Annotated in this window: 20 protein-coding genes; 14 read left to right on the top strand and 6 right to left on the bottom strand. The window is 39.8% G+C overall.

The genetic code is table 11. From position 1 onward, the window contains the following. Nucleotides 1–2 precede the first annotated feature (2 nt). Entirely contained in the window at nucleotides 3–569 is a 567-nt protein-coding gene (locus tag ACIGG7_RS09190; protein ID WP_397549566.1) for a TetR/AcrR family transcriptional regulator, read from the bottom strand. Nucleotides 570–727: 158 nt separating this feature from the next. On the opposite strand from ACIGG7_RS09190, the gene ACIGG7_RS09185 reads away from it, so the two are divergent. The 6 genes from ACIGG7_RS09185 to ACIGG7_RS09160 all read left to right on the top strand — a co-directional run bounded on the left by ACIGG7_RS09185 (nucleotide 728) and on the right by ACIGG7_RS09160 (nucleotide 7,683). Next, entirely contained in the window at nucleotides 728–2,785 is a 2,058-nt protein-coding gene (locus ACIGG7_RS09185; protein ID WP_397549565.1) for an efflux RND transporter permease subunit, read from the top strand. Between the two features lie 2 nt (nucleotides 2,786–2,787). Beyond that, the gene (locus ACIGG7_RS09180) at nucleotides 2,788–4,578 is read left to right on the top strand and encodes a YhgE/Pip domain-containing protein (protein ID WP_397549564.1); all 1,791 of its coding nucleotides are present in this window, start codon (nucleotides 2,788–2,790) and stop codon (nucleotides 4,576–4,578) included. A gap of 444 nt (nucleotides 4,579–5,022) precedes the next feature. Beyond that, complete coding sequence (locus ACIGG7_RS09175) at nucleotides 5,023–5,349, top strand: MazG nucleotide pyrophosphohydrolase domain-containing protein (RefSeq protein ID WP_397549563.1); 327 nt, start codon at nucleotides 5,023–5,025, stop codon at nucleotides 5,347–5,349. A gap of 217 nt (nucleotides 5,350–5,566) precedes the next feature. Further along, nucleotides 5,567–6,064 (top strand): DinB family protein, encoded by a 498-nt coding sequence (locus tag ACIGG7_RS09170; protein WP_397549562.1) that lies wholly within the window; start codon nucleotides 5,567–5,569, stop codon nucleotides 6,062–6,064. Nucleotides 6,065–6,401: 337 nt separating this feature from the next. After that, nucleotides 6,402–6,983 carry a DUF1062 domain-containing protein gene (locus ACIGG7_RS09165; RefSeq protein ID WP_397549561.1) on the top strand — a complete coding sequence of 194 codons (582 nt, stop codon included), beginning with the start codon at nucleotides 6,402–6,404 and terminating at the stop codon, nucleotides 6,981–6,983. 100 nt (nucleotides 6,984–7,083) lie between these two features. Beyond that, a complete protein-coding gene (locus ACIGG7_RS09160) occupies nucleotides 7,084–7,683 on the top strand; it encodes a GNAT family N-acetyltransferase (protein ID WP_397549560.1) in 600 nt (199 codons plus the stop codon). A 111-nt stretch (nucleotides 7,684–7,794) separates the two neighbouring features. On the opposite strand, the gene ACIGG7_RS09155 is transcribed toward ACIGG7_RS09160, so the two are convergent. Continuing rightward, complete coding sequence (locus ACIGG7_RS09155; RefSeq protein ID WP_397549559.1) at nucleotides 7,795–8,169, bottom strand: MerR family transcriptional regulator; 375 nt, start codon at nucleotides 8,167–8,169, stop codon at nucleotides 7,795–7,797. Between the two features lie 93 nt (nucleotides 8,170–8,262). Here ACIGG7_RS09155 and ACIGG7_RS09150 point away from each other — a divergent pair, with 93 nt between their 5' ends. Further along, nucleotides 8,263–9,024 (top strand): SDR family NAD(P)-dependent oxidoreductase, encoded by a 762-nt coding sequence (locus ACIGG7_RS09150; protein WP_397549558.1) that lies wholly within the window; start codon nucleotides 8,263–8,265, stop codon nucleotides 9,022–9,024. Nucleotides 9,025–9,418: 394 nt separating this feature from the next. Here the strand turns inward: ACIGG7_RS09150 and ACIGG7_RS09145 are convergent, their stop codons facing one another. The 3 genes from ACIGG7_RS09145 to ACIGG7_RS09135 form a co-directional block, all read right to left on the bottom strand. Next, the gene (locus ACIGG7_RS09145) at nucleotides 9,419–9,802 is read right to left on the bottom strand and encodes a DUF1878 family protein (protein WP_397549557.1); all 384 of its coding nucleotides are present in this window, start codon (nucleotides 9,800–9,802) and stop codon (nucleotides 9,419–9,421) included. Nucleotides 9,803–10,040: 238 nt separating this feature from the next. Next, nucleotides 10,041–10,337, bottom strand: a complete 297-nt coding sequence (locus ACIGG7_RS09140) for a hypothetical protein (protein ID WP_397549556.1) — start codon at nucleotides 10,335–10,337, stop codon at nucleotides 10,041–10,043. Nucleotides 10,338–10,538: 201 nt separating this feature from the next. Continuing rightward, the gene (locus ACIGG7_RS09135; protein WP_397549555.1) at nucleotides 10,539–11,498 is read right to left on the bottom strand and encodes an AraC family transcriptional regulator; all 960 of its coding nucleotides are present in this window, start codon (nucleotides 11,496–11,498) and stop codon (nucleotides 10,539–10,541) included. Nucleotides 11,499–11,731: 233 nt separating this feature from the next. Here ACIGG7_RS09135 and ACIGG7_RS09130 point away from each other — a divergent pair, with 233 nt between their 5' ends. Both ACIGG7_RS09130 and ACIGG7_RS09125 read left to right on the top strand, forming a co-directional pair. Continuing rightward, nucleotides 11,732–12,130 (top strand): hypothetical protein, encoded by a 399-nt coding sequence (locus ACIGG7_RS09130; protein ID WP_397549554.1) that lies wholly within the window; start codon nucleotides 11,732–11,734, stop codon nucleotides 12,128–12,130. Nucleotides 12,131–12,207: 77 nt separating this feature from the next. Beyond that, a complete protein-coding gene (locus ACIGG7_RS09125; RefSeq protein WP_397549553.1) occupies nucleotides 12,208–13,158 on the top strand; it encodes an SDR family oxidoreductase in 951 nt (316 codons plus the stop codon). 432 nt (nucleotides 13,159–13,590) lie between these two features. Here ACIGG7_RS09125 and ACIGG7_RS09120 read toward each other — a convergent pair whose 3' ends face one another. Continuing rightward, the gene (locus tag ACIGG7_RS09120; protein ID WP_397549552.1) at nucleotides 13,591–14,889 is read right to left on the bottom strand and encodes a purine/pyrimidine permease; all 1,299 of its coding nucleotides are present in this window, start codon (nucleotides 14,887–14,889) and stop codon (nucleotides 13,591–13,593) included. Between the two features lie 431 nt (nucleotides 14,890–15,320). On the opposite strand from ACIGG7_RS09120, the gene bioW reads away from it, so the two are divergent. The 5 genes from bioW (at nucleotide 15,321) to ACIGG7_RS09095 (ending at nucleotide 20,127) form a co-directional block, all read left to right on the top strand. Beyond that, complete coding sequence (bioW, locus tag ACIGG7_RS09115; RefSeq protein ID WP_397549551.1) at nucleotides 15,321–16,091, top strand: 6-carboxyhexanoate--CoA ligase; 771 nt, start codon at nucleotides 15,321–15,323, stop codon at nucleotides 16,089–16,091. A 95-nt stretch (nucleotides 16,092–16,186) separates the two neighbouring features. Then, nucleotides 16,187–17,356 carry an 8-amino-7-oxononanoate synthase gene (gene bioF / locus ACIGG7_RS09110; protein ID WP_224939619.1) on the top strand — a complete coding sequence of 390 codons (1,170 nt, stop codon included), beginning with the start codon at nucleotides 16,187–16,189 and terminating at the stop codon, nucleotides 17,354–17,356. Nucleotides 17,357–17,497: 141 nt separating this feature from the next. Beyond that, complete coding sequence (locus ACIGG7_RS09105) at nucleotides 17,498–18,688, top strand: cytochrome P450 (protein ID WP_397549550.1); 1,191 nt, start codon at nucleotides 17,498–17,500, stop codon at nucleotides 18,686–18,688. A 194-nt stretch (nucleotides 18,689–18,882) separates the two neighbouring features. Beyond that, the gene (locus ACIGG7_RS09100) at nucleotides 18,883–19,293 is read left to right on the top strand and encodes a GNAT family N-acetyltransferase (protein ID WP_397549549.1); all 411 of its coding nucleotides are present in this window, start codon (nucleotides 18,883–18,885) and stop codon (nucleotides 19,291–19,293) included. 165 nt (nucleotides 19,294–19,458) lie between these two features. Then, a complete protein-coding gene (locus ACIGG7_RS09095; RefSeq protein WP_397549548.1) occupies nucleotides 19,459–20,127 on the top strand; it encodes a Type 1 glutamine amidotransferase-like domain-containing protein in 669 nt (222 codons plus the stop codon). Nucleotides 20,128–20,251 lie beyond the last annotated feature (124 nt).

The raw sequence follows: 20,251 nt of genomic DNA, 5'->3' as shown, positions 1-20,251 counted from the left end.
TTTTACTTTACACCTGACAGCCCCCGATTGATGAACCGGTGCAGAATCCCCGCCATTTCGCCAGGCGACTTATCCATCCCGTTTTCCAACCAGTTTTTAATCACATGAATACTTCCACTCACCATGAACATGTTGATGTAGTCATAGGTTTCCTGGTCGATTCTGTCATCGGTGTGCCAGTTTTTAAAAATGAATTCATGCGTGATTACCATGCCTTTTTTCAAAAAATACATATCCGTGTTCTCGCTGAGGAGCGTTTCGCAGATGCCTCGTTTTTCTGCAAGGTATTCAAATAGCTTCTCGGTCATCTGCAGGGCTTCTTCTTCTTTTGAAAAGTTGTATTGGCCGAGTGTTACGGTCAGGTCTTCGATGAATTCTTCTTCTATTTCTTCCAGTAGTTCGTACTGATTGGCATAATGGGCATAATAGGTGGATCGGTTGATGTCTGCTGTTTCACAGATTTCTTTGATGGTGATGCTTGAAATGGTTTTATCCTGTAAGAGCTTCAGCAGGCTGTCTTTTAAAACCATGCGAGTATATTTTTTTCTTCGGTCCATTTTCGAGTTCAAAGAACCACTTCCTTCCCAGGTTCCTTCGAGTTATCCAACACACGTGAAAGATGTGTTGAGTATTGAACATTCCTTACACAACTGTCCGTTGAATATCCAACACTGTGTTTATTATAATGATAAGGTGAAAAAGTGAAACAGACAAGAGAGGTTGAAGGATGATAAAGATTGCTTCTTGGATCATAAAGCATAAAAAAGCGGTATTGATTGCGTTTATTCTGGCGACAGTTCTGTCAACGGTGGCGCAGTTTTTTGTGAAGGTCAATTATAATATGGTCGATTATCTCCCGGGTGATGCCCAGTCGACACAGGCTTTGGACGTCATGGAAAGGGAGTTTACCGGGGCCGTTCCGGATACAAGGGTCATGGTGACGGATGTGTCCATACAGGAAGCACTCACCTATAAAGAGAAACTGGAAGCCATTGACGGGGTCACGGATGTGATGTGGCTTGATGATATGGTCGATCTGAAGACGCCTTTGGAAGTGGCGGATAAAGAAACGGTGGAGAATTACTATAAAGAAAGGAACGCCCTGTTTTCCATCAGTGTCCGGACCGGGGATGAGGTGCGAATCACTGATGAGATTTACGAGTTGATCGGTGAAGATGGTGCGATTGCAGGTGAGGCGGCCAATACGGCAAGTTCTCAGAAGATGGCAGGGAATGAATCGATGTATGCCGGAATGCTCCTTGTTCCCCTCATCATTCTAATCCTGGTCGTTTCGACAACTTCCTGGATCGAACCATTGTTTTTCCTGACAGCGATCGGGGTGTCAGTCCTTATCAATCTGGGGACGAATATCTTCCTCGGGGAAGTCTCCTTCGTCACCCAATCGGTGGCACCGATCCTGCAACTCGCGGTGTCACTGGATTATGCGGTATTCCTGCTTCACAGCTTCTCCGATTACCGGAAGGAGACGGACGATCCTGAAGAAGCAATGAAGCTTGCCATGAAGAAGTCGTTCCCGGCAATCACAGCAAGTGCGGCTACCACTTTCTTCGGATTCATCGCCCTTACATTCATGAAATTTCAAATCGGTTCGGATCTCGGGGTGAACCTCGTGAAGGGGATCGTGCTGAGCTTCATCAGTGTGATGGTATTCCTGCCTGCACTAACGCTTATTCTTTATAAATGGATGGATAAGACGAAACATAAGAGTTTTGTTCCGAGCTTCACTGGTATCGGGAACAAAGTACTGAAACTGAAGATTCCAAGCCTGATTTTCGTGTTGGTCATTCTGGTCCCGGCATTTCTGGGGCAAACGAATACGTCCTTCATTTACGGGACGGGGGAACAGCCCGAAAACACCCGTGTCGGAAGTGATTTCAAAAAGGTCGAGGAGGCGTTCGGGGAAACGACACCCATCGTCCTGCTGGTCCCTAAAGGGGATATGGCAAAGGAAGAGAAGCTCGTGGAGGACATCGAGTCCCTTGACTATGTGACGGGGGTCATGGCGTATGTCAACCAGGTGGGTGCAGAGATCCCACCTGAGTATCTCGACAAATCCATCACGGATGAATTTTATTCTGAAAACTACAGCCGTATCGTTATCAACACGAATCAAGGGACGGAGGGAGACGCTCCGTTTTCCATCGTTGAAAAAGTGGAGAAGGCGGCAAGTGATTATTACGGAGATGAAGCATTGGCACTGGGGGAAAGCGTGACACTGTATGATATAAAAAATACCGTAAACAAAGACAATATCGTCGTGAACGTGCTGACGGTCGTGACGATTGCCCTTGTGCTACTATTCAGCTTCCGCTCGATTTCGATTCCGATTGTGCTTCTGATCACGATTGAAGCGGCGGTATGGATCAATCTATCGATCCCATACTTCACCAATACATCGCTCGTGTTTGTCGGCTATTTGATTATCAGTACGGTGCAGCTGGCGGCGACGGTGGATTATGGCATCTTATTCACCGAGGCCTATACCCATTATCGTAAGGAAATGACTGCTAAAGCAGCCATGATACGGACCCTGGATGAAAAGACGTTCTCGATTTCGATCTCGGCAGCGATCCTATCAAGTGTCGGTTTCATCTTGTGGATCACGTCTTCCAATCCGATTGTGGGATCCATCGGCTTATTGATGGGGAGAGGGGCATTATTAGCCTTTATCATGGTTCTCCTTGTTCTGCCGGCACTGTTATTGGTATGCGATAGATGGATCAAGAAAACAACGATCAAAGCAAACTTTTATGAGGAGAAATGATGATGAGAAAAAAACCATTCACATATAGTGCACTCGCATTGATGCTGTTCTTGCCTTCATTTCTGGCTGTTCCGGCTCAGGCGGCAACAGAAGGAAAGGTGGCGTCGAAGGATGAAGTCGTTTACGCGACCCTTGATGCCGGTGGTGACTTGAACGACATTTATGTCGTGAATACGTTTGAAGTGACACATGGAGGAAAGATCCTGGATTACGGGGATTTCAGCAGCGTCAAGAATCTGACGGATTTGAAGAAGCTTGAGCAAGAGGGCCAGAAGGTAGAAATGGACGCTCCTGAAGGAAAGTTCACGTATCAAGGAAATATGAAGGAAGAGACCGAACTGCCGTGGGATGTGGCGGTTACCTATAGCTTGGATGGGAAGAAAATCGATCCGTCCCAGCTTGCAGGAAAAAGCGGGCACCTCGACATCAGCATTGATACCGCTGAAAATAAACATACGGGGTCTGTCTTCTATGATAATTATCTGCTACAGGTTTCCCTGAACCTGCCGAATACGTATGAAAACATCGAGGCAGCAGACGGAATGGTAGCTAGTGCCGGGAAGGATAAACAGATCACCTTTACGGTCATGCCGGGTAAAGAGAAAAAGATGAGCGTGGAAGCGGATGTGAAGGACTTTGAGTTCAAGGGAGTTCAAATCGCCGCTGTCCCGTCCACACTTCCCATTGATACGACGGGAACGGAAAATATGACCGATGACATGTCCGAACTATCCGATGCCATCGGAAAATTAAATACCGGGGTGGCCGATCTGAAAAGCGGGGTCTCCCAATTGAACAACGGAGCAGCCCAGTTGCGTAACGGTTCAGCACAGTATAAAAATGGCATCAATGAATTAAATGGTTCATCGTCTCAAATCGTCGGGGCCTCAAACTCCATCGGCGAAGCACTGCGAACCATCAATCAATCCTTGTCGGCGAATCCTGCTGACATGGATCTATCCGCACTGAATGAACTGCCGGACGGCCTCAACCAGCTGGCAGATGGCCTGACTCAAGCAGCAAGTGGATTAACCTCTTTGCAGGCAAATTACGCTCAAGCATACAGTGCACTGGACGGAGCGATGGCCGAAATACCAGCCAACAATCTGACAGAAGAAGAGATTGCCTCACTATACAAAAGCGGAGCCGATCCAAAGGTCGTGGATAAACTCGTGGCGTCCCATAAAGCGGCACAAAAAGTAAAAGGGACCTATGCAAACGTCAAGGAAGCCTTTGCTGCAGTCGGACCGACCTTGAATCAGGTGAGTGGTTCTGTGAACGAAATGAGCAGTCAACTGACTTCCATTTCGACTAATCTGTCTGCATCCTTGCAGAAAACGGATATGAGCGGACTTGCGAAGCTACAAAAAGGGCTGGGCGAACTTTCCGCCAACTATGTTGAGTTCCATTCTGGATTGGTCAAGTACACAGAAGGCGTAGGTCAGTTATCCTCTTCATATGGAAAACTTCATGCGGGAATGGCTGAATTCGCAGGAGGAACCAATCAACTGGAAGGAGGCGTCGCAGACCTTCACGACGGAACAAGCAAGTTGCATCAGGAAACGAAAAATCTTCCTGACAAGATGCAGGAAGAAATCAATAAGATGATGTCCGAATACGACAAATCCGATTTCAAACCAGTATCCTTCGTTTCGTCCAAAAACGAAAAAGTCTCATCTGTGCAATTCGTCATCAAGACGGAAAGCATCGAAAAGGAAGAAAAGAAAGAGAAGAAAGCAGAGCCAAAGAAGGAAAAAGGATTTTGGGAATTATTGATGGACTTGTTTAAGTGATTGAATATTGGACTCAGGAGGGTTAATCTCTCTTGGGTCTTTTTTATGGATGAAATGAGAATTGCTCAAAATGAAGTTTTTTGAAATAATAGGTGTTAGTAATTGGGAAATTTTTCTTTGGTAGGAGCGCTTTTATGTTCAAATCTAATTTCACGAAATCAGGTTTATATATTCACACGATTTTGACTATCCTATCGCTTACGGTGTTCATCTTTTTCCTTCTTCAAGGTCCTGGTGGAGAATATACGGGCCAAATGTTTATGGGTATTGTCGTCATATCGATTTGCATGATCGTAAATTTCGGAATGATGAGATATAAACAAGGTAGAAAAATGATTAGTATCTTATATTTCGGGAGCGCATTGATTCCGATTATATGTTTAATTACCTTAATCAAACTTTTATGAGAATCAGAGTTAATAATAGTAAAAGAGAGGATTCCATATGAAACAACTGACATTCCAGGAGTTACAGAGCTACCTGGCACTAAAATATAAAGAAGGACGCTCGTCATCTGCTTTATTTATGAAACTGGTAGAAGAAATGGGTGAGGTAGCAGAAGTACTGAACCAATTAGAAGGTCGAAAAGCAAATGAAGGGAATACGTCATTAGAAAAAGAGTTAGTGGATGTGATCCACTACGCAGTGGCCATTGCGAGCATTAATGGGATTGATTTAACAAATGCCATTTTTAATAAGGATAAACAAGCTGCAATGAAATATCATCAATCTCCTAATTTAGAAGAGTTTTTAGCAGGGGAAAATGAATAACATCATCATAAAAAGAACGGGGAAAGACTCAAGGAAATGGTTGGCATGACCTCTTATTTCGCTATTATTATTTGTGGTTTTACTACTTTTTAAAGGAAAGTGTGAGTTGCCATGATGAAGGAATAAAAGCAGGATGAGCCGAATAAATCATAGTGATCATGATTTTGCTTTATTGTATGGCTCGAAGATGACACTAAACAGTGAGGAGATTGATTGTATGCAAGTTGTAAGCAAAATATATGTAGAACAACTCGACATGCATTTCCATGAGAATGAGTGGTTTGCATCATTGGATCAGGCGCTTGATGGAGTCAACGCAGCTGAGGCAGCATGGACAAGTTCGGGATTCAGCAATTCAATTTGGCAGATTGTCAACCACTTGATATTTTGGAATGAGGACGTAATCCATCGAATGAATGGCACAGAGAATCCGCATAAGGCAGAAGACAATGAAGAAACCTTTGGAAATCCGGGTGATCCAGAAGACGAAATGGGTTGGGCTCAGACAGTGAAACGCCTTAATGAAGTCATGAATCATTTAAAAACAGTCATTGCGGACCTTGATGATGAAAAGTTAAAAGCTCCCTATGCAGCTAACAGATCCTCTTTAGAGCGGTTACTCAGCAATATCATGATGCACGATACGTATCATATCGGTCAAATTGTTCTGTTGCGTAAGTTGCAGTCGTCTTGGGGTGGCGTTGACTGGTCCTAATGCACCATCAATACTCTTAAAAAAATTATTATAACAGTAATAGTGATTGGAAATATGATGGTATACTAATGATGCAGGAGAAATTTGGAAGGTGGAATTGGTTTTGCCAACATACTTGTAATGGTTGAAGCAACTCAATAGTACATTTCTTTTTTGAACATCATTGTTCAGTGACGGGAGAGGTGTGCCTATTTTTAACCATTACAGGGAACGCAGGATAGTCAGTTGTTTTTCATTCCAGCGGAATACCTTTATGGTATTCCGCTTTTTTAGTGGGAAATCGTTCTCCATTCAACCGTTTTTTGCGTTCCTCTGAATGAATAGGAGGAACTGGTGTATGAGTGTAAACAATCAATTCACGTATGAGATCATTGCTCAGGAAACACCTATTGTAAAACGAAATTGTAGTAAGTGTAAAACGAACACAGAATACTATTGCAGTGAAAAATTCAGAGTAAATGCGAATCAAAAAGTAATGGATATTTGGCTTATTTATAACTGTACGCATTGTGAGGGAACTTGGAATTACCCCATTCTATCCAGAGTCAATATTAATAAAATTGATTCTGTGCTCATTCAAAAGTTTATGAATAATGATATAGAGACCATTTGGAACTATGCTTTTCAAATCAACAAATTAAGAAAGTTATGTAATGATGTCATGACAGATATACGATACGAGTTAAAGAAAGAAATGCTTGATTCACAATCTAACGAGGTTACGTTTAGACTTTCCTATAAATATGATTTTGGTCTTAGAATAGATAAACTGATTGCAGAAATCTTAGGTATATCAAGGTCAAAAGTAAACAAACTGTCTCAGGATGGAACGATCTTACTAAATCCAAACATGAAGATGAAGAGCAATGTTATAGATGATCTGCACATTACAGTCAAACGTGATGCTTTGACATCATAATCTAGTTTCATTGCAAGGCTATTTTCTAAGGGTGTCCGGGCTAATCTTCAGCTGGACACCTTTCTTATTATTAAAAGGGTTTTTTATGTAAGATGAAGAAATGAATAGTAGGTTGAAGGCAGGTGAGAAAATGATTCATTACCTAGGAACTCCAATACTAGAAACAGATCGATTAGTTTTAAGAAAGGTTGAACTTTCAGATGCACAAAGTGTATTTGACCATTGGCTTTGTGATGATCGTGTAATGGATAATCTGATTAAAGGTGCACACAAGTCTGTGTCGGAAACCATTGAGAGGGTAAAAGAAATCGTAAGTCAGTATGATTCAGAAGAGTTCTGTTACTGGGGTATCGAACTAAAAACAAGTGGTGAATTGATTGGAGCGATTGATCTCTTCCAATTTGATAGCCTCACTGAGAATTGTGAAGTAGGTTATTCAATCGGTTATTACTGGGGGAACAAGGGGTACGGAACAGAGGCATTGAGAGCTGTCATTGATTTTGCTTTTAGACATATGAACATTCACAAAATATCAGCAGCACATAATATTGACAATCCAGCCTCTGGAAAGATTATGCGTAAAAATGGAATGGAGCAAGAAGGCACGATTAAGCATATGATCCGCAATGCTAAGAATCATTATAAGGATTGTGCTGTGTATGGGCTTCTTCAGGAAGATTATTTTAAAGTGATGAAATAATTTTTTTATCATTCAATTAGAGTTCGGCAGGTATGTGAATAGAACGTATTTCGTAGAGATATGGAAGGAAGACAACTCCGGGACTGGATTTCCCGGAGCTGTTTTCCTTCCTTAATGGTGCTGATGTTTTTCTTTCAAGATATATGTTTTATAATTGTCGATTTTTGTTTCCAGCATTTCATTGGTGGCGTGCAGTGTTTCGAGCTGCTGCTGAATGTTCTTCTGATGATTTTCCAGTATGGCCAATCGCTCTACTGCTGTACGGTCTCCTGCTTGAAACAGCTTGGTATATTGTTTAATATCGGAAATAGGCATTTGTGTCTCGCGTAATTTAATGACAAATTTCAACCATAAAACATGGTCTTCATGATAACTTCGTATCCCATTGGACTGTCTATCAGGAACGATGATGCCTTCTTTTTCATAATAGCGCAGAGTATGTGGGCTTACGTCCAATAGTTCAGCAGCTTCACTGATACTGTACATAACTAAAACCTCCTGAATAAATGCTTGACTTAGAGTTCACTCTAAGAGTTACGATACCATTGTACCAAAAAAATCTGAATGGAGGAATCGTAAATGAAGTACACAGTTATTACTGGAGCAAGTTCGGGAATTGGATATGAAGCGGCACTGTCCTTTGCCGAAAGAGGGAAACACCTGATTATTGCAGCGAGAAGAGAAGATAAATTAAGAGAATTAAAAGAGGAAATTCAAACGAAGAATCCTGATGTAGAGGTAATCGTCAAAACAGCAGATTTATCTTCTTCTGAGAATGTACACCGTTTTTATGAGAGCTTAAAAGAGTATCAATTAGAAACGTTTATTAATAACGCAGGGTTCGGAAATTTTGATCCAATCGGAGAACAAAACCTTGAAAAAATTGAGGAAATGCTTCGCTTGAACATCCAGGCATTGACCATTCTATCAACATTGTTTGTCAGGGAATATGGTCAAGTAGAAGGAACACAATTAATCAACGTATCATCAGGCGGAGGCTATGCGATTGTAGCAGAGGCTGTTACGTATTGTGCAACGAAATTCTACGTCAGCGCCTTTACTGAAGGCCTTGCCCAGGAATTAGCTTCAAAAGGAATGCCGATGAAGGCGAAAGTGCTTGCACCAGCTGCAACCGAAACGGAATTTGCTCAAAGAGCTTTCGATGTTGAAGAATTCCAATATGGCAGCACGGTTCCCCAATATCATACGGCAAAAGAAATGGCTCATTTTATGCTTAACCTTTATGACAGCGATAAAGTCGTAGGGATCGTAAATCCTGAAAAATATGAATTCCAGCTTATTGATCCGATCTATCCTTATGTGACGCGAACAAGCAAATAGTGAAAGATGAAGGCTACCTTCACAGGTAAGTATCACAAGTAGGCAAGCTCCGCCTTTGCTAAAGGCTTACACGTTCGGTTGAGAGGGAGAAACCAATAATTTCAAGAATGTGCGGTACAATTTGCATAGCATTTTGTATCGCTTTTTTTATTGATAAAACAATCATTTTGTCAATCTTATACTTGAATTTGCAGGGCTATATAAATTTATGTAGCATTGGAGGTTATAACAAATTATTTTGAATTATGAACTGCCACTTATATTCTATTTAAGGGCCATATTATTGAACAAGCAAATAGAGAAAATGGCAATGGGAACCATGGTTGAGAACTCGAACGTTAACCAACTAAGTTCAAACAACAAAAGGGCGTGAAGAAACGCCCTTTTGTCTTTACTATTTATTAGAATCATTTAATAAATAATCACACAATTCTATACAAATATGCTGTCTTTTTAATGCTTTTAATAAATGAACAGGATCTAAATCTAAATTAGCCTTATTTAATGCATTTTGGAAAGTATCTAGTGTAACGGAAAAATCTTTTTCTAATAATGCTAAAATAGATTTTTCATGTTTATCACTAATTGTATTATTAACTCTTTTCTCTTCCAAAGTTTGAAGTAAACCTACTATTATTTTTGTGTCTTTTTCACTTAAATCATGGTTAATAATCATGTGAAAAAAGCTATATTGTTCTGGTTCTTCATCCATAGAAATTGTGAGCAATAAACGTTGATGATATTTTAGCTTATTGATTTGTTCTACTATTTCATTCATGTAAATATCCCCCTATTTTATAACAACCATACAAATAGCCCATACTATAAACCTGGCAGCAGTTGACGGGAAACTTAAATCGAAAATCATAAAATTTACTAATCGAGCTTCGAAAGAATCAGAAAAATGATCTAAATCATCTCCTATTTCATAAGAGCGTTTTTTTTTATAAATCAGCATTCTTTTTAGAAAGAAGGCCTACTATCTTACTTAAACCAGATCCACCATATTTAGGTCATTAATTTAGGATAAATTCAAAGAATAGTATCCCAAAGAAAATACCTAAAACAAATAAAGCAAAGTATAGTAATTTTATTATCAATCTTTGATTATTAAAAACTATACCAACATAACGATAAAACCAATAAATAATTGGTAGTAGGAAGAGCAAACAAAAGAATGATTCTTTTGAAAAACTTAATTGAAAATCTATATTTATTTCATTACTAAAAAAGAATAGCCCGCCTACTACAAAACCACTTGTATAACCACTAAAAAATAAATGAGTTAACGTTTTCTCTCTTTTTATTTCCATGCTCTACTCCATCCATCTCTTTTTCCATCCTACCCAACTATACCAAATTAAAATCCCAATAACCGAGATAGTAAAAACAGATTTCAACAGAACTTTAACAGCAATTTTTGCGCTATGTATCCTTGTAAATCCATATTTATTAACTAAGTGATAATGATACAAAGAACAGGAATCTATGAGTGTACATAGATTCCTGTTTTATTAATCAATCATGTTAGTTGGTAATTGTGCTGATTGCTGAAATTGTTCAAAGTAATTTTCGTTACGTCGCATCATTTCTGGAGATAGTTGATTGGAAGAACTCCACTGTTTAGGGGATTGTCCATACATTCGCTTGAATTCCCGACTGAATTGTGATGAACTAACATACCCAACTTCAAATGCGGCTTCGTTTACCTTCATGCCAGTTGCTATTTTCATGGCAGCGCTGTTAAGACGCATAGACTTTGCAAACTGGATTGGTGACATAGTTGTTGCCTGTTTGAATTTTCGATGGAAAACGGCTCTACTCATACCAACCTGTTCAGCCATATCTTCTATGGTGACTGTTTTATCAAGATTTGAAGATAAATATACAATTGACCTTGAGATTTCGTTGCCTATACCAAAAGCACGCATGGCAGATTCCCCTGCTTCTCCTTTCAAAACAGAGTAGTATACTTCTCGGAGCCTACTTTCTCCAAGGATTGCTGTATCTAAGGGGTTGTCTCCTAACTGAAGTAGTCGAAGCAATGCTTCTGTAAAATTATCATCCCAACTTGAAAGCGCCATTCCAGGTGGGATCTGACTACTTTTTGGCCTTTTTAGTGCACCCGATGTGTTTTGCATTTCAATAGCTAATTCTGTCATTACTTTGGTATCAAGAGAAATATAGACACCAAGTAGTGGATTTTCAGGTGAAGCTTCAGGAGTACCTGCTTCTACAGGCATTGTCATGGTACAACACATGTATTTGCTATTGTCATACATAAAAGACTTACCATCCAAAACGGCTTCTTTCGTTCCATTTAGAATAGCTACAACTGTAGGTTTATATATAGCGGGAGCGCAACGCATAGAGTCGCTGACTCTATATAGGTGTACACCTTTAATGCCTGTTTCCATCATCCCATCTTCGGTTATTCTGGACTGAATTATTTGTTTTATTCTTTGTTTACTCATACATGCAGTTTATCACGGGTATATGCATATTACAATGTCGGTGATACAAATAGGCAAGTTTTCGAGACAAATACACCTCGTTACTAGTGTAGTGGAGAGTTATAATGATTTCAGTCAGAAGATTTCACTAAACCGGAAGTTAGCTGGATAAAGAGTCATTCATAAATCAATCGTTATAGACTAGTCGTAGAAATGGATATTACTCTTGACTATGAAGCCCAGGAGGTATGGAAATGAAAAATTCATTCGACAGTAAGTTACCTAAAACAATAACATATTGGACTGAAGGCGAAATCTTTTTTATCAAAAGTACGAATTTCTTTGTCACCGTTGAGGAAGGACACGGAATGGCAGAATTACTTATTTTCGCTATGAAAGATCCATCAACAAAAGTTATTGTATTGGATAATAGAGAAGCAAAAGGTGCATGGACAAAAGAGATCACTCAGATATGGGAAACGGATAGTAGGTATACAGAGGTGATGAATAATAAGAAAATAGCAACATTAACAAATGGTGCTATTACAACGATGCAAATCAATAGGCTTTCTAAGGAACATGGAGCATTAGATTCGTCCAGAGCATTTAATTCAGAGTTCAATGATGAAATAAAAGCCTTTGTTTTATCATAAGTGAAGATAAAGTTATAGAAACAAAGACAATCATTACCCGTTAATGTGAGTAAGAAGAGATTAAAGGAGATAAAAAAATGGCAGATACACAATTTGGAAAAAATGGATGGACACCGGATCGAATAGGTTCACTGAAAGGAAAAACATACCTCATCACTGGTGCAACCAGTGGCACAGGATTTGAAGCATCAAAGATACTTGCATCCAAAGGTGCGAAGGTAGTGATGTTAAACCGTAGCCCTAAAAAATCAGTGGATGTCATTGCAAGGATAAAACAAGAGCTTGGCAGTAACGTAGATGTATCCTTCATCCGTATGGATTTGGGAGATCAATCTTCTGTAAAAGCAGCTGTAGCAGAGGTTCTTGAGAAAGTGGAACGTATCGATGCACTTATGTGTAACGGTGCCATCGCTCAAGTACCAACCCAACAATTCACCGTTGATGGGCATGAAAGCATGCTTGGTGTCAATCACTACGGTCATTTTACACTGCAAGCCTTACTTTTCCCATTGATTGATAAATCCAAAGGACGCATCGTGACTGTGGGCAGTATGGGTTATGATATGGGCATCAAAACAATCCAATTTGATGATATGAACTGGAATCATAATTATCACCAAAATAATACTTACAGTCAAAGTAAGTTGGCGCAGATCATGACTGTTTATGAGTTGCAAAATAGATTAAAAAAAGCAGGCAACCATCACGTAAAGGTTTACGCCTGTCATCCGGGTTCTTCTTCAACATCATTGATTAAAACCAGCGGTAATTTAGTCACTAGAATCATGTTTGGCTTGATGAAATTGTCTCCAATGGTGCAATCAGCAGAAAAAGGTGCCTATCCTGAAGTAATGTGTGCCACAGAACCAAATCTAGATGAACGTGGTTTTTATGGTCCTACAGGAATAGCAAACTGGGTTGGTCCTGTTGGTGATTGCGGCATCAAACCACATGCTTTAGATAAGCAAGTGGCGAAAAGACTATGGGAAGCATCAGAAAAAGCAACTGGTGTGAACTGGGCGCTATAATAGGCATTACCTTGCTAAATATGTTTTGAAATAATAGGTATGAAGTTAAAGGCTGGATAACGAGGTATAAACTATACTTATTCAAGAAATGGGCGCTCTTCACGCAACAGAAGAGTGCCTTTCTTCAGATTAAGGATTGGTGATACTTGACCAAAACTTATTGCAAGTTTCCCCACTACGAGGTTGGTGATATCAACTTTGGACTGATATCTACTATTAATTCTCATAAATATTGATATTATAATTAACTGTTTTAAAAATAATAATAAGAGTACTGCCGGTCAATCAACTTAATCATTTTTTCGACCGGCAGTTTTACACTAACACAATAATGAATGCTAATTTTATTGTAGTGAGGTGGGATATATTTGTAAGCGGTTATTAAAAATATAGACTAACTTCTTTAATGTAGCTGAATGTGTAGCCACTCTTTTATTGGCTTTCCACATTTGTCTTCCACAATTGTTCCATTATGACGACAAGTCCTGTTCCAACAAGTAGCCCATTACTCACCACATTCTGAACGATAGCTGGCATATTTGAGAACACTTCAGAAGGGAGGAACATCGCTCCCATACCAAATAAGTAAGCGACGCCAATGATCGTCAGTTTTCTAGAATCTAATGGTTCCAGTGTGAAACTATTAATTCCAATGGCAACCAATTGCACAAAGGAAGCCATTAATGCTGCATTGGCAACTGGAGATGGAATGCTTGAAATTAGTTTCATCACGGGAGGGAAAAATGCAATCCCCAATAACAAGATAGTTGCGTAAACGAATGGCATCTTACGCTTTTGCCCGGTTAATGCGATGAAGCCAGATGAAGTAGCTGATGGAACATTTGCGACAGAAGCAAAACCACCAGCGATAACGTGGTTAATACCCGAGAACATTGTTCCCCTATTCACTTGATTGCTGCGATTTTGGGGGCTTTCACCCAGAGTCTGTCTCACCGCCTCAATGGAGGCAACAATATTTGATATTGAAATGAGAGCAATGATAAAAGCTAATGGTATAATACCTAGATTAAAGTGCGGGGGACCGAATCCAAACAAATCAGGTGTTGAAAAGAAAGAGACCGTCGCTTGTTCTTCCTGGACACCAACCACAATTCTAAAGATCAACCATCCGATAATGATTCCGATAAATACGGCATAACTGCTCAACCATCCTCTAGCAAAAGTGGATAAACCAAGGACAATAAAAAACGTAAGAAAAGCAATGGTCGCTTGAGCTCCTTGAATTGTACTAGAGCTTTCTTGTAACCCGAGCATTCCTTTTAGGAGAGTACCACTTAATTGAACTGTCAGGAGTAGGAAGAACGATCCGGTTACTAACGGTGTGAAAACCGGAAGAATCTTTTGTGTGACCTTGAAAATGCCGAAAAGAATCAGGAAAAAACCTGAAAGGATCATAGTCATCTCTAATGTCTGTAATGTACTTTTATAAGTGCCTCCGGCTTGAACGCTTGTTACGGCCATAACGGTAAAAACGCTGACCCAAATGCCCGCAGGTACTTCCATTATGGGGAGTCGGTGTCCGAACAATGCTTGTAATAATGAAGCGATCCCTACAGTGAAAAAGGTACGCTGCATGAGACCTGAGATTTCAATGAAATTCAATTCATAAATCGATCCAATGACGATAGGTAATGCAACCGCACTTGCAAGCAGAAACACAAACCATTGGAAGGTTTCCAATATGTTGGTTGCTAAACTAGGCTTATTCAATTTAAACTCTCCTTTATTATCTATGCAATTAATTGTAACAGTCTATCATATCGCACAATCCATTGGTATTGATAAGGCAGGGAAGGAAATGAAAATAGAAATAATATTTAGAGGCTTGAATGTTTATGGAACTTGGAATCATTTTTTCACAACGTGAAGGGTGTACCACTCACCGCTTTTCTACTATTTTGTTATAATTCCTCAAAGTGTTTCCTCCTATTTAAATACTCACTGAAAAATTATCCCGCTTTTAAAAAATATCCCCGAGAATTTTTATATGTTAACTTAATTTAAATTTAAGTTAACATTTTAATGAATTTATTGTAAACTAAGTTTTGTATTTGGTTTACAATGGGTAAACCAAATTCACTTTATGACAGCCATATACATTAAATTTTACCCAGCAATAACTAAGTTCAGGAGAGAGACGTATGGATCAGAACAAAATATATAGTGTAAGGATGCGAGCTTCAGAAGAGGAATCGCATGAAAATGGAGGGAAGCATATTTCTGGTGGTGAACTTCTCTCTTCTTATCAGGATTTACCGATATCAGTAAACACATTGCTGGAAAAGGCATTACATCACCCAAGAGGAAAACCGGATTTTTTTCAAATTCAATGTGAAGTGGTCAATCAACCTATCAAACGAGTAAATCCTTTGACAGTCCAAACAAATGAAGTAAGTACAGTTAAAGAAGGACAAGAGTTAGCTAGGTTTCTTCTTGAGAAAACGGGTGTCCCTAAAGACATTATTGAACAAGCCTATAAGCAAATCCCAGAATATGCGGTTAGGGGAGCCATCCTCATTGATATTCATACGGGGGAACGAATAGATGGGAGAATAGATAAAGGTGTTCGAGTCTCTCGAATGGATTGGCAAAGGGAGAATTTTGAAAAATGGGCTATGTCAAAAGCTGTTTCTGCTAGCCCGAGGTTAAAGGAAGCGCTGACCCTTGCTACTAAAGTGTGTGATCACCCATTTACCATTGCAGAATTATGCTGGTCCGATGACCCAAATTACATGACAGGATATGTAGCTAGTAAAAACATAGGTTATCAACGTATAACGCAACTTAAACACTATGGTGATGAGAGAGGGTGCCGTATCTTTTTTGTTGATACGCTATCTACTATCAATAAATATGTGTCTTATTTAGAAGAGCAACCAATCTTCGTTCAATGGGAGGAAGATCATGATTGAAAACCGCAAAATGTATTTATGGTATGTCCGTGGGCACAGAAATATCGAATTAGATGCTGCAATCAAAACGCAACGTGAGAAATTGGTTATGTGTAATGAGCATTAATCAATGGTTAAATCAAAGGATAGAAAAGACCAAACAGGCTGGTTTATATCGAGAGTTAAGGACAATGAGCACTGCACCCCAGCCCAAAATGGTAGTCAATGGTACACAACAGATTGTATTTTCATCCAATAACTATTTAGGCTTAGCGAATGATCCAATGGTAATGGAAAAGGCATTAAAAGTGTTACAGGAATTTGGAATGGGAAGCAGCGGATCTAGATTAACAACTGGGAATACGGAATGGCATGAAAAGCTGGAGCAAAGGATTGCCAGTTTTAAGAGGATGGATGCTGCTCTTTTATTCTCAAGTGGCTATTTAGCAAACATTGGTGTTCTTTCAGCCTTGCCGGAAAAAGGGGATGTGTTGTTAAGCGACCAACTGAACCATGCAAGTATCATCGATGGCTGCCGGCTATCAAAAGCTGAAACGGTCATTTACAAGCATTCTGACATGAGTAATCTAGAGGAAAAATTAAAAGAAACACAAACGTATACTCGTAGATTCATTGTCACAGATGGTGTTTTTAGTATGGACGGAACGATTGCTCCATTAGATGAAATTATGAAACTATCTGAACGGTATGATGCTTATGTCATTGTAGATGATGCACATGCTACAGGTGTTTTGGGCGAAAGAGGCAGAGGAACAAGTGAACTTTTTGGAGTTTCTCCGGATGTAGTCATAGGAACTTTAAGTAAAGCAGTAGGAGTTGAAGGTGGTTTTGTAACGGGTTCTAACGTTTTGATCGATTTCTTGATCAATCATACTAGAACGTTTATATTTCAAACGTCTCTCCCCCCGGTAAGTTGTGGAGCTGCCTACACCGCATTCGATATCATTGAGAAAGGTCAGAAATTAAGGGAAAAATTACATAGACAAATAGACGTAATAAAAAGCTCACTGGAATCAATGGGATTCACAGTATATGGACAGGATACACCGATTATCCCTGTGATTATTGGTGATGCAGAAAAGTCGGTTATGTTTTCAAAAAAGCTTCAGGAAAACGGTATCTATGCACCTGCGATTCGACCTCCGACTGTTCCTGAAGGAGAGAGTCGCATCCGACTAACGGTTACTGCTACTCATAATGATTCAGAAATTCAGCATTTGCTTGCAGCGTTTGAAGAGATTGGAAGAGAGCTGGATATCATCTAATGACGTCGAATATAGCTGCAGGTTATAACAGATGCGGTAAAACGCATCTTTTTTTAGTTTAAGGATTAATGTAAGAAAAAGCGAAGGCTTTCACCATTACGTTTTTCTAATTCAATACAAAAGAAGTTTAGGAGGCAGCACATGATGAACCAAAGTACGGACCGATTTACATTTGAAATGACAGAAAACCCGTATTCTTTTTATGAGGAAATACGTTCCATTTCTCCGGTTTATAAAGGGAGTTTTTGGAAATATCCTGGATGGTTCGTAACTGGATATCAAGAAGCGTTAACCATCCTTAAAGATCATCGTTTTCAAACTCGAATTCCACTTCCTGAGACAACGAAAAAGTATGAAGCCTTAAAAGATATCCAAAATCGTATGATGCTTTTTAGAAACCCACCTGATCATGGAAGATTACGTAAGCTTGTCAGCCACAAGTTTACTCCTGCTAAAATTGAAAAGTGTCGTCCGTTTATAGAAAAAATAGCAATCGATTTATGGAATAGCCTAAAGAATAAGAGGAAAATAGATGTGATTTCCGATTTCGCCTATCCTTTTGCCAGTCTTGTTATTGCAAAAATTATAGGGATTCCAGATGAAGATAAAGATATCTTTCGTGGATGGGCATTGAATTTGATTCAATCAATCGACTTTACACGGTCAAGACGATCCATTGTCGACGGAAACCTTACAACATTGGAGATGCTAACATTTTTTAAAGATCTCATTATAAAAAGGAGCCATTCTCCTCAGGATGATCTGATTAGCGAATTATTACATCAAGAAGATAAGAAGCTAACGGAAGAAGAATTATTAGCAACTGCCGTGTTACTTTTGATTGCTGGACATGAAACGACCGTCAATTTAATAAGCAATTCTCTCTATTGTTTATTAAAAAATCCAAAAGAGTACCATAAATTGATTGAAAATCCATCCCTTATTGAATCAGCAATCGAGGAATGTTTACGATATGAAAGCCCTACTCAAATGATCGCCAGGATCGCATCAGAGGATGTTGAACTGAACAACGTGCAGATTCGAAAAGGTGATCATGTCTACGTCCTCATTGGAGCGGCTAATCGAGATCCTAAACAATTTTCGAACGGAGATGACTTTGAAATTACAAGAAATCCAAACCCTCACCTTGCATTTGGATCAGGTATTCATTTCTGTTTAGGTTCTGCGTTAGCGAGGTTAGAGGCTCAAATTGCGATACAAACGCTTATACAAAACGAAGGAAAGATCGAACTAGAATCCAAAGAGGTCGAATGGAGAAATCTAGTCGGCTTTAGAGCAATGAAAGAAATGTATGTACATTTAAATCATTAATGAAAATATATAAACCTATCAAAAGGGGTACTACCACCTTACTTCTATCGAGTCCGTCCAGATTATTTACTGGGCAATGCGGTGATGTAGTTTTGTCTCATTCTTATATCCTGAAAGGAGATAGACAAAGAAATTTAATATTTCCTTAAAGGCTAGTATAGTTAAGGTGTATTCCATTATAGGGGGCAAATACATTGGACTTTGAAATCGTAGAGCGTCTTAACAGTGAACAAGTCGAAGAATTACATTTAATGTATCAAACCGAATGGTGGACGAAGGAGCGGACAATTTCTGACATTCAAAGTATGCTTGAGAATTCAGACATTGTTATGGGATTTGTTGGAGCAAAAGATAAAGAATTAGTCGCTTTTGCACGTATACTTACTGATTACGTTTATAAAGCCATTATTTTTGATGTCATTGTTCATCCTTCCTGTCGTGGAAAACACGTTGGTGAGAAATTGATGAACCAACTCATTAAACACCCCTCTCTACATAAAATAAAACATTTCGAACTTTACTGCAGACCAGAAATGATACCTTTCTACGAAAAATGGGGCTTTACAAATAATCTGGGTGAACTTCAATTTATGAGACGTGGATGATTTTATTGATCGTTAAAGGGGGCGTTAATGCAAGAAGGATTAACGCCCTTTTTTGTTGAATTCTTTATTGAACCACCTGGGTAGGCTAACGTAATGAATGAGTAAAATTAAAGAATTGCTTTCTTAGAGATACAGAGACTTTTGCCCAAATAAGGAGATGAATTCATGAAATTATTACTCACATCTGCAGGTGTCAATAACAAAAGCATACACGAAGCACTCGTTACCATGTTGGACAAGCCGATCGCTGATTCCACCGCCCTGTGCATCCCCACCGCCATGTACGGACACCCATGGGTCGGTCCCGGCGTCAAAACATGGGAGTTCATCAGCGGGAATTCCGAGAATCCAATGGTTGACCTGGGATGGAAGTCTGTCGGAGTGCTGGAACTTACAGCACTGCCAAGCATCGACAGAGAGCGCTGGGTGCCGCTGGTCAAGGAGACGGATGTCCTGCTGGTATCGGGCGGCGACGCTCTCTATTTGGCTCATTGGATGCGACAATCCGGTCTGGCCGAGCTCTTGCCAACACTGAACGCAGTCTATGTGGGAATGAGCGCGGGGAGTATGGTGATGGCCCCTAATATCGGGGAAGACTTCGTTGGCTGGACTCCGCCGACCGGCGGGGATGAAGCGTTGGGAATGGTTGATTTTTCAATATTTCCCCATCTGGACCATGAGATGCTTCCGGAAAACACGATGGCTGATGCCGAGCGATGGGCCACAGGGTTGAACGGACCTGCGTATGGTATTGATGATGAGACCGCCATTAAAGTGATGGATGGAGAGGTCGAAGTGGTTTCTGAGGGGAATTGGAGACTGTTTTCGTCCTGATATTGCTCCTCCGCGAAATTCAATGTGATGTAAAGATGATTGTATTGGTTTCTTTTAAGTTAACAGGGCAATAGCTGATGATCAGTAATTGGTCAGCTACTGCCCTTCAATTATTATTCAGTCA

The sequence above is a fragment of the Rossellomorea sp. NPDC077527 genome, from assembly GCF_044542955.1.
Lineage (GTDB): Bacteria > Bacillota > Bacilli > Bacillales > Bacillaceae_B > Rossellomorea > Rossellomorea aquimaris_E.
The sequence above is the reverse complement of the archived record's forward strand: the minus strand, read 5'-3'. Positions and strand labels throughout refer to the sequence as shown.

Bases quoted from the DNA above. Each gene is read 5' to 3' on its own strand.
- ACIGG7_RS09185 (WP_397549565.1), top strand. From the start codon at position 728: ATGATAAAGATTGCTTCTTGGATCATAAAGCATAAAAAAGCGGTATTG.
- ACIGG7_RS09180 (WP_397549564.1), top strand. From the start codon at position 2,788: ATGAGAAAAAAACCATTCACATATAGTGCACTCGCATTGATGCTGTTC.
- ACIGG7_RS09175 (WP_397549563.1), top strand. From the start codon at position 5,023: ATGAAACAACTGACATTCCAGGAGTTACAGAGCTACCTGGCACTAAAA.
- ACIGG7_RS09170 (WP_397549562.1), top strand. From the start codon at position 5,567: ATGCAAGTTGTAAGCAAAATATATGTAGAACAACTCGACATGCATTTC.
- ACIGG7_RS09165 (WP_397549561.1), top strand. From the start codon at position 6,402: ATGAGTGTAAACAATCAATTCACGTATGAGATCATTGCTCAGGAAACA.
- ACIGG7_RS09160 (WP_397549560.1), top strand. From the start codon at position 7,084: ATGAATAGTAGGTTGAAGGCAGGTGAGAAAATGATTCATTACCTAGGA.
- ACIGG7_RS09155 (WP_397549559.1), bottom strand. From the start codon at position 8,169: ATGTACAGTATCAGTGAAGCTGCTGAACTATTGGACGTAAGCCCACAT.
- ACIGG7_RS09150 (WP_397549558.1), top strand. From the start codon at position 8,263: ATGAAGTACACAGTTATTACTGGAGCAAGTTCGGGAATTGGATATGAA.
- ACIGG7_RS09145 (WP_397549557.1), bottom strand. From the start codon at position 9,802: ATGAATGAAATAGTAGAACAAATCAATAAGCTAAAATATCATCAACGT.
- ACIGG7_RS09140 (WP_397549556.1), bottom strand. From the start codon at position 10,337: ATGGAAATAAAAAGAGAGAAAACGTTAACTCATTTATTTTTTAGTGGT.
- ACIGG7_RS09135 (WP_397549555.1), bottom strand. From the start codon at position 11,498: ATGAGTAAACAAAGAATAAAACAAATAATTCAGTCCAGAATAACCGAA.
- ACIGG7_RS09130 (WP_397549554.1), top strand. From the start codon at position 11,732: ATGAAAAATTCATTCGACAGTAAGTTACCTAAAACAATAACATATTGG.
- ACIGG7_RS09125 (WP_397549553.1), top strand. From the start codon at position 12,208: ATGGCAGATACACAATTTGGAAAAAATGGATGGACACCGGATCGAATA.
- bioW (WP_397549551.1), top strand. From the start codon at position 15,321: ATGGATCAGAACAAAATATATAGTGTAAGGATGCGAGCTTCAGAAGAG.
- bioF (WP_224939619.1), top strand. From the start codon at position 16,187: ATGAGCATTAATCAATGGTTAAATCAAAGGATAGAAAAGACCAAACAG.
- ACIGG7_RS09105 (WP_397549550.1), top strand. From the start codon at position 17,498: ATGATGAACCAAAGTACGGACCGATTTACATTTGAAATGACAGAAAAC.
- ACIGG7_RS09095 (WP_397549548.1), top strand. From the start codon at position 19,459: ATGAAATTATTACTCACATCTGCAGGTGTCAATAACAAAAGCATACAC.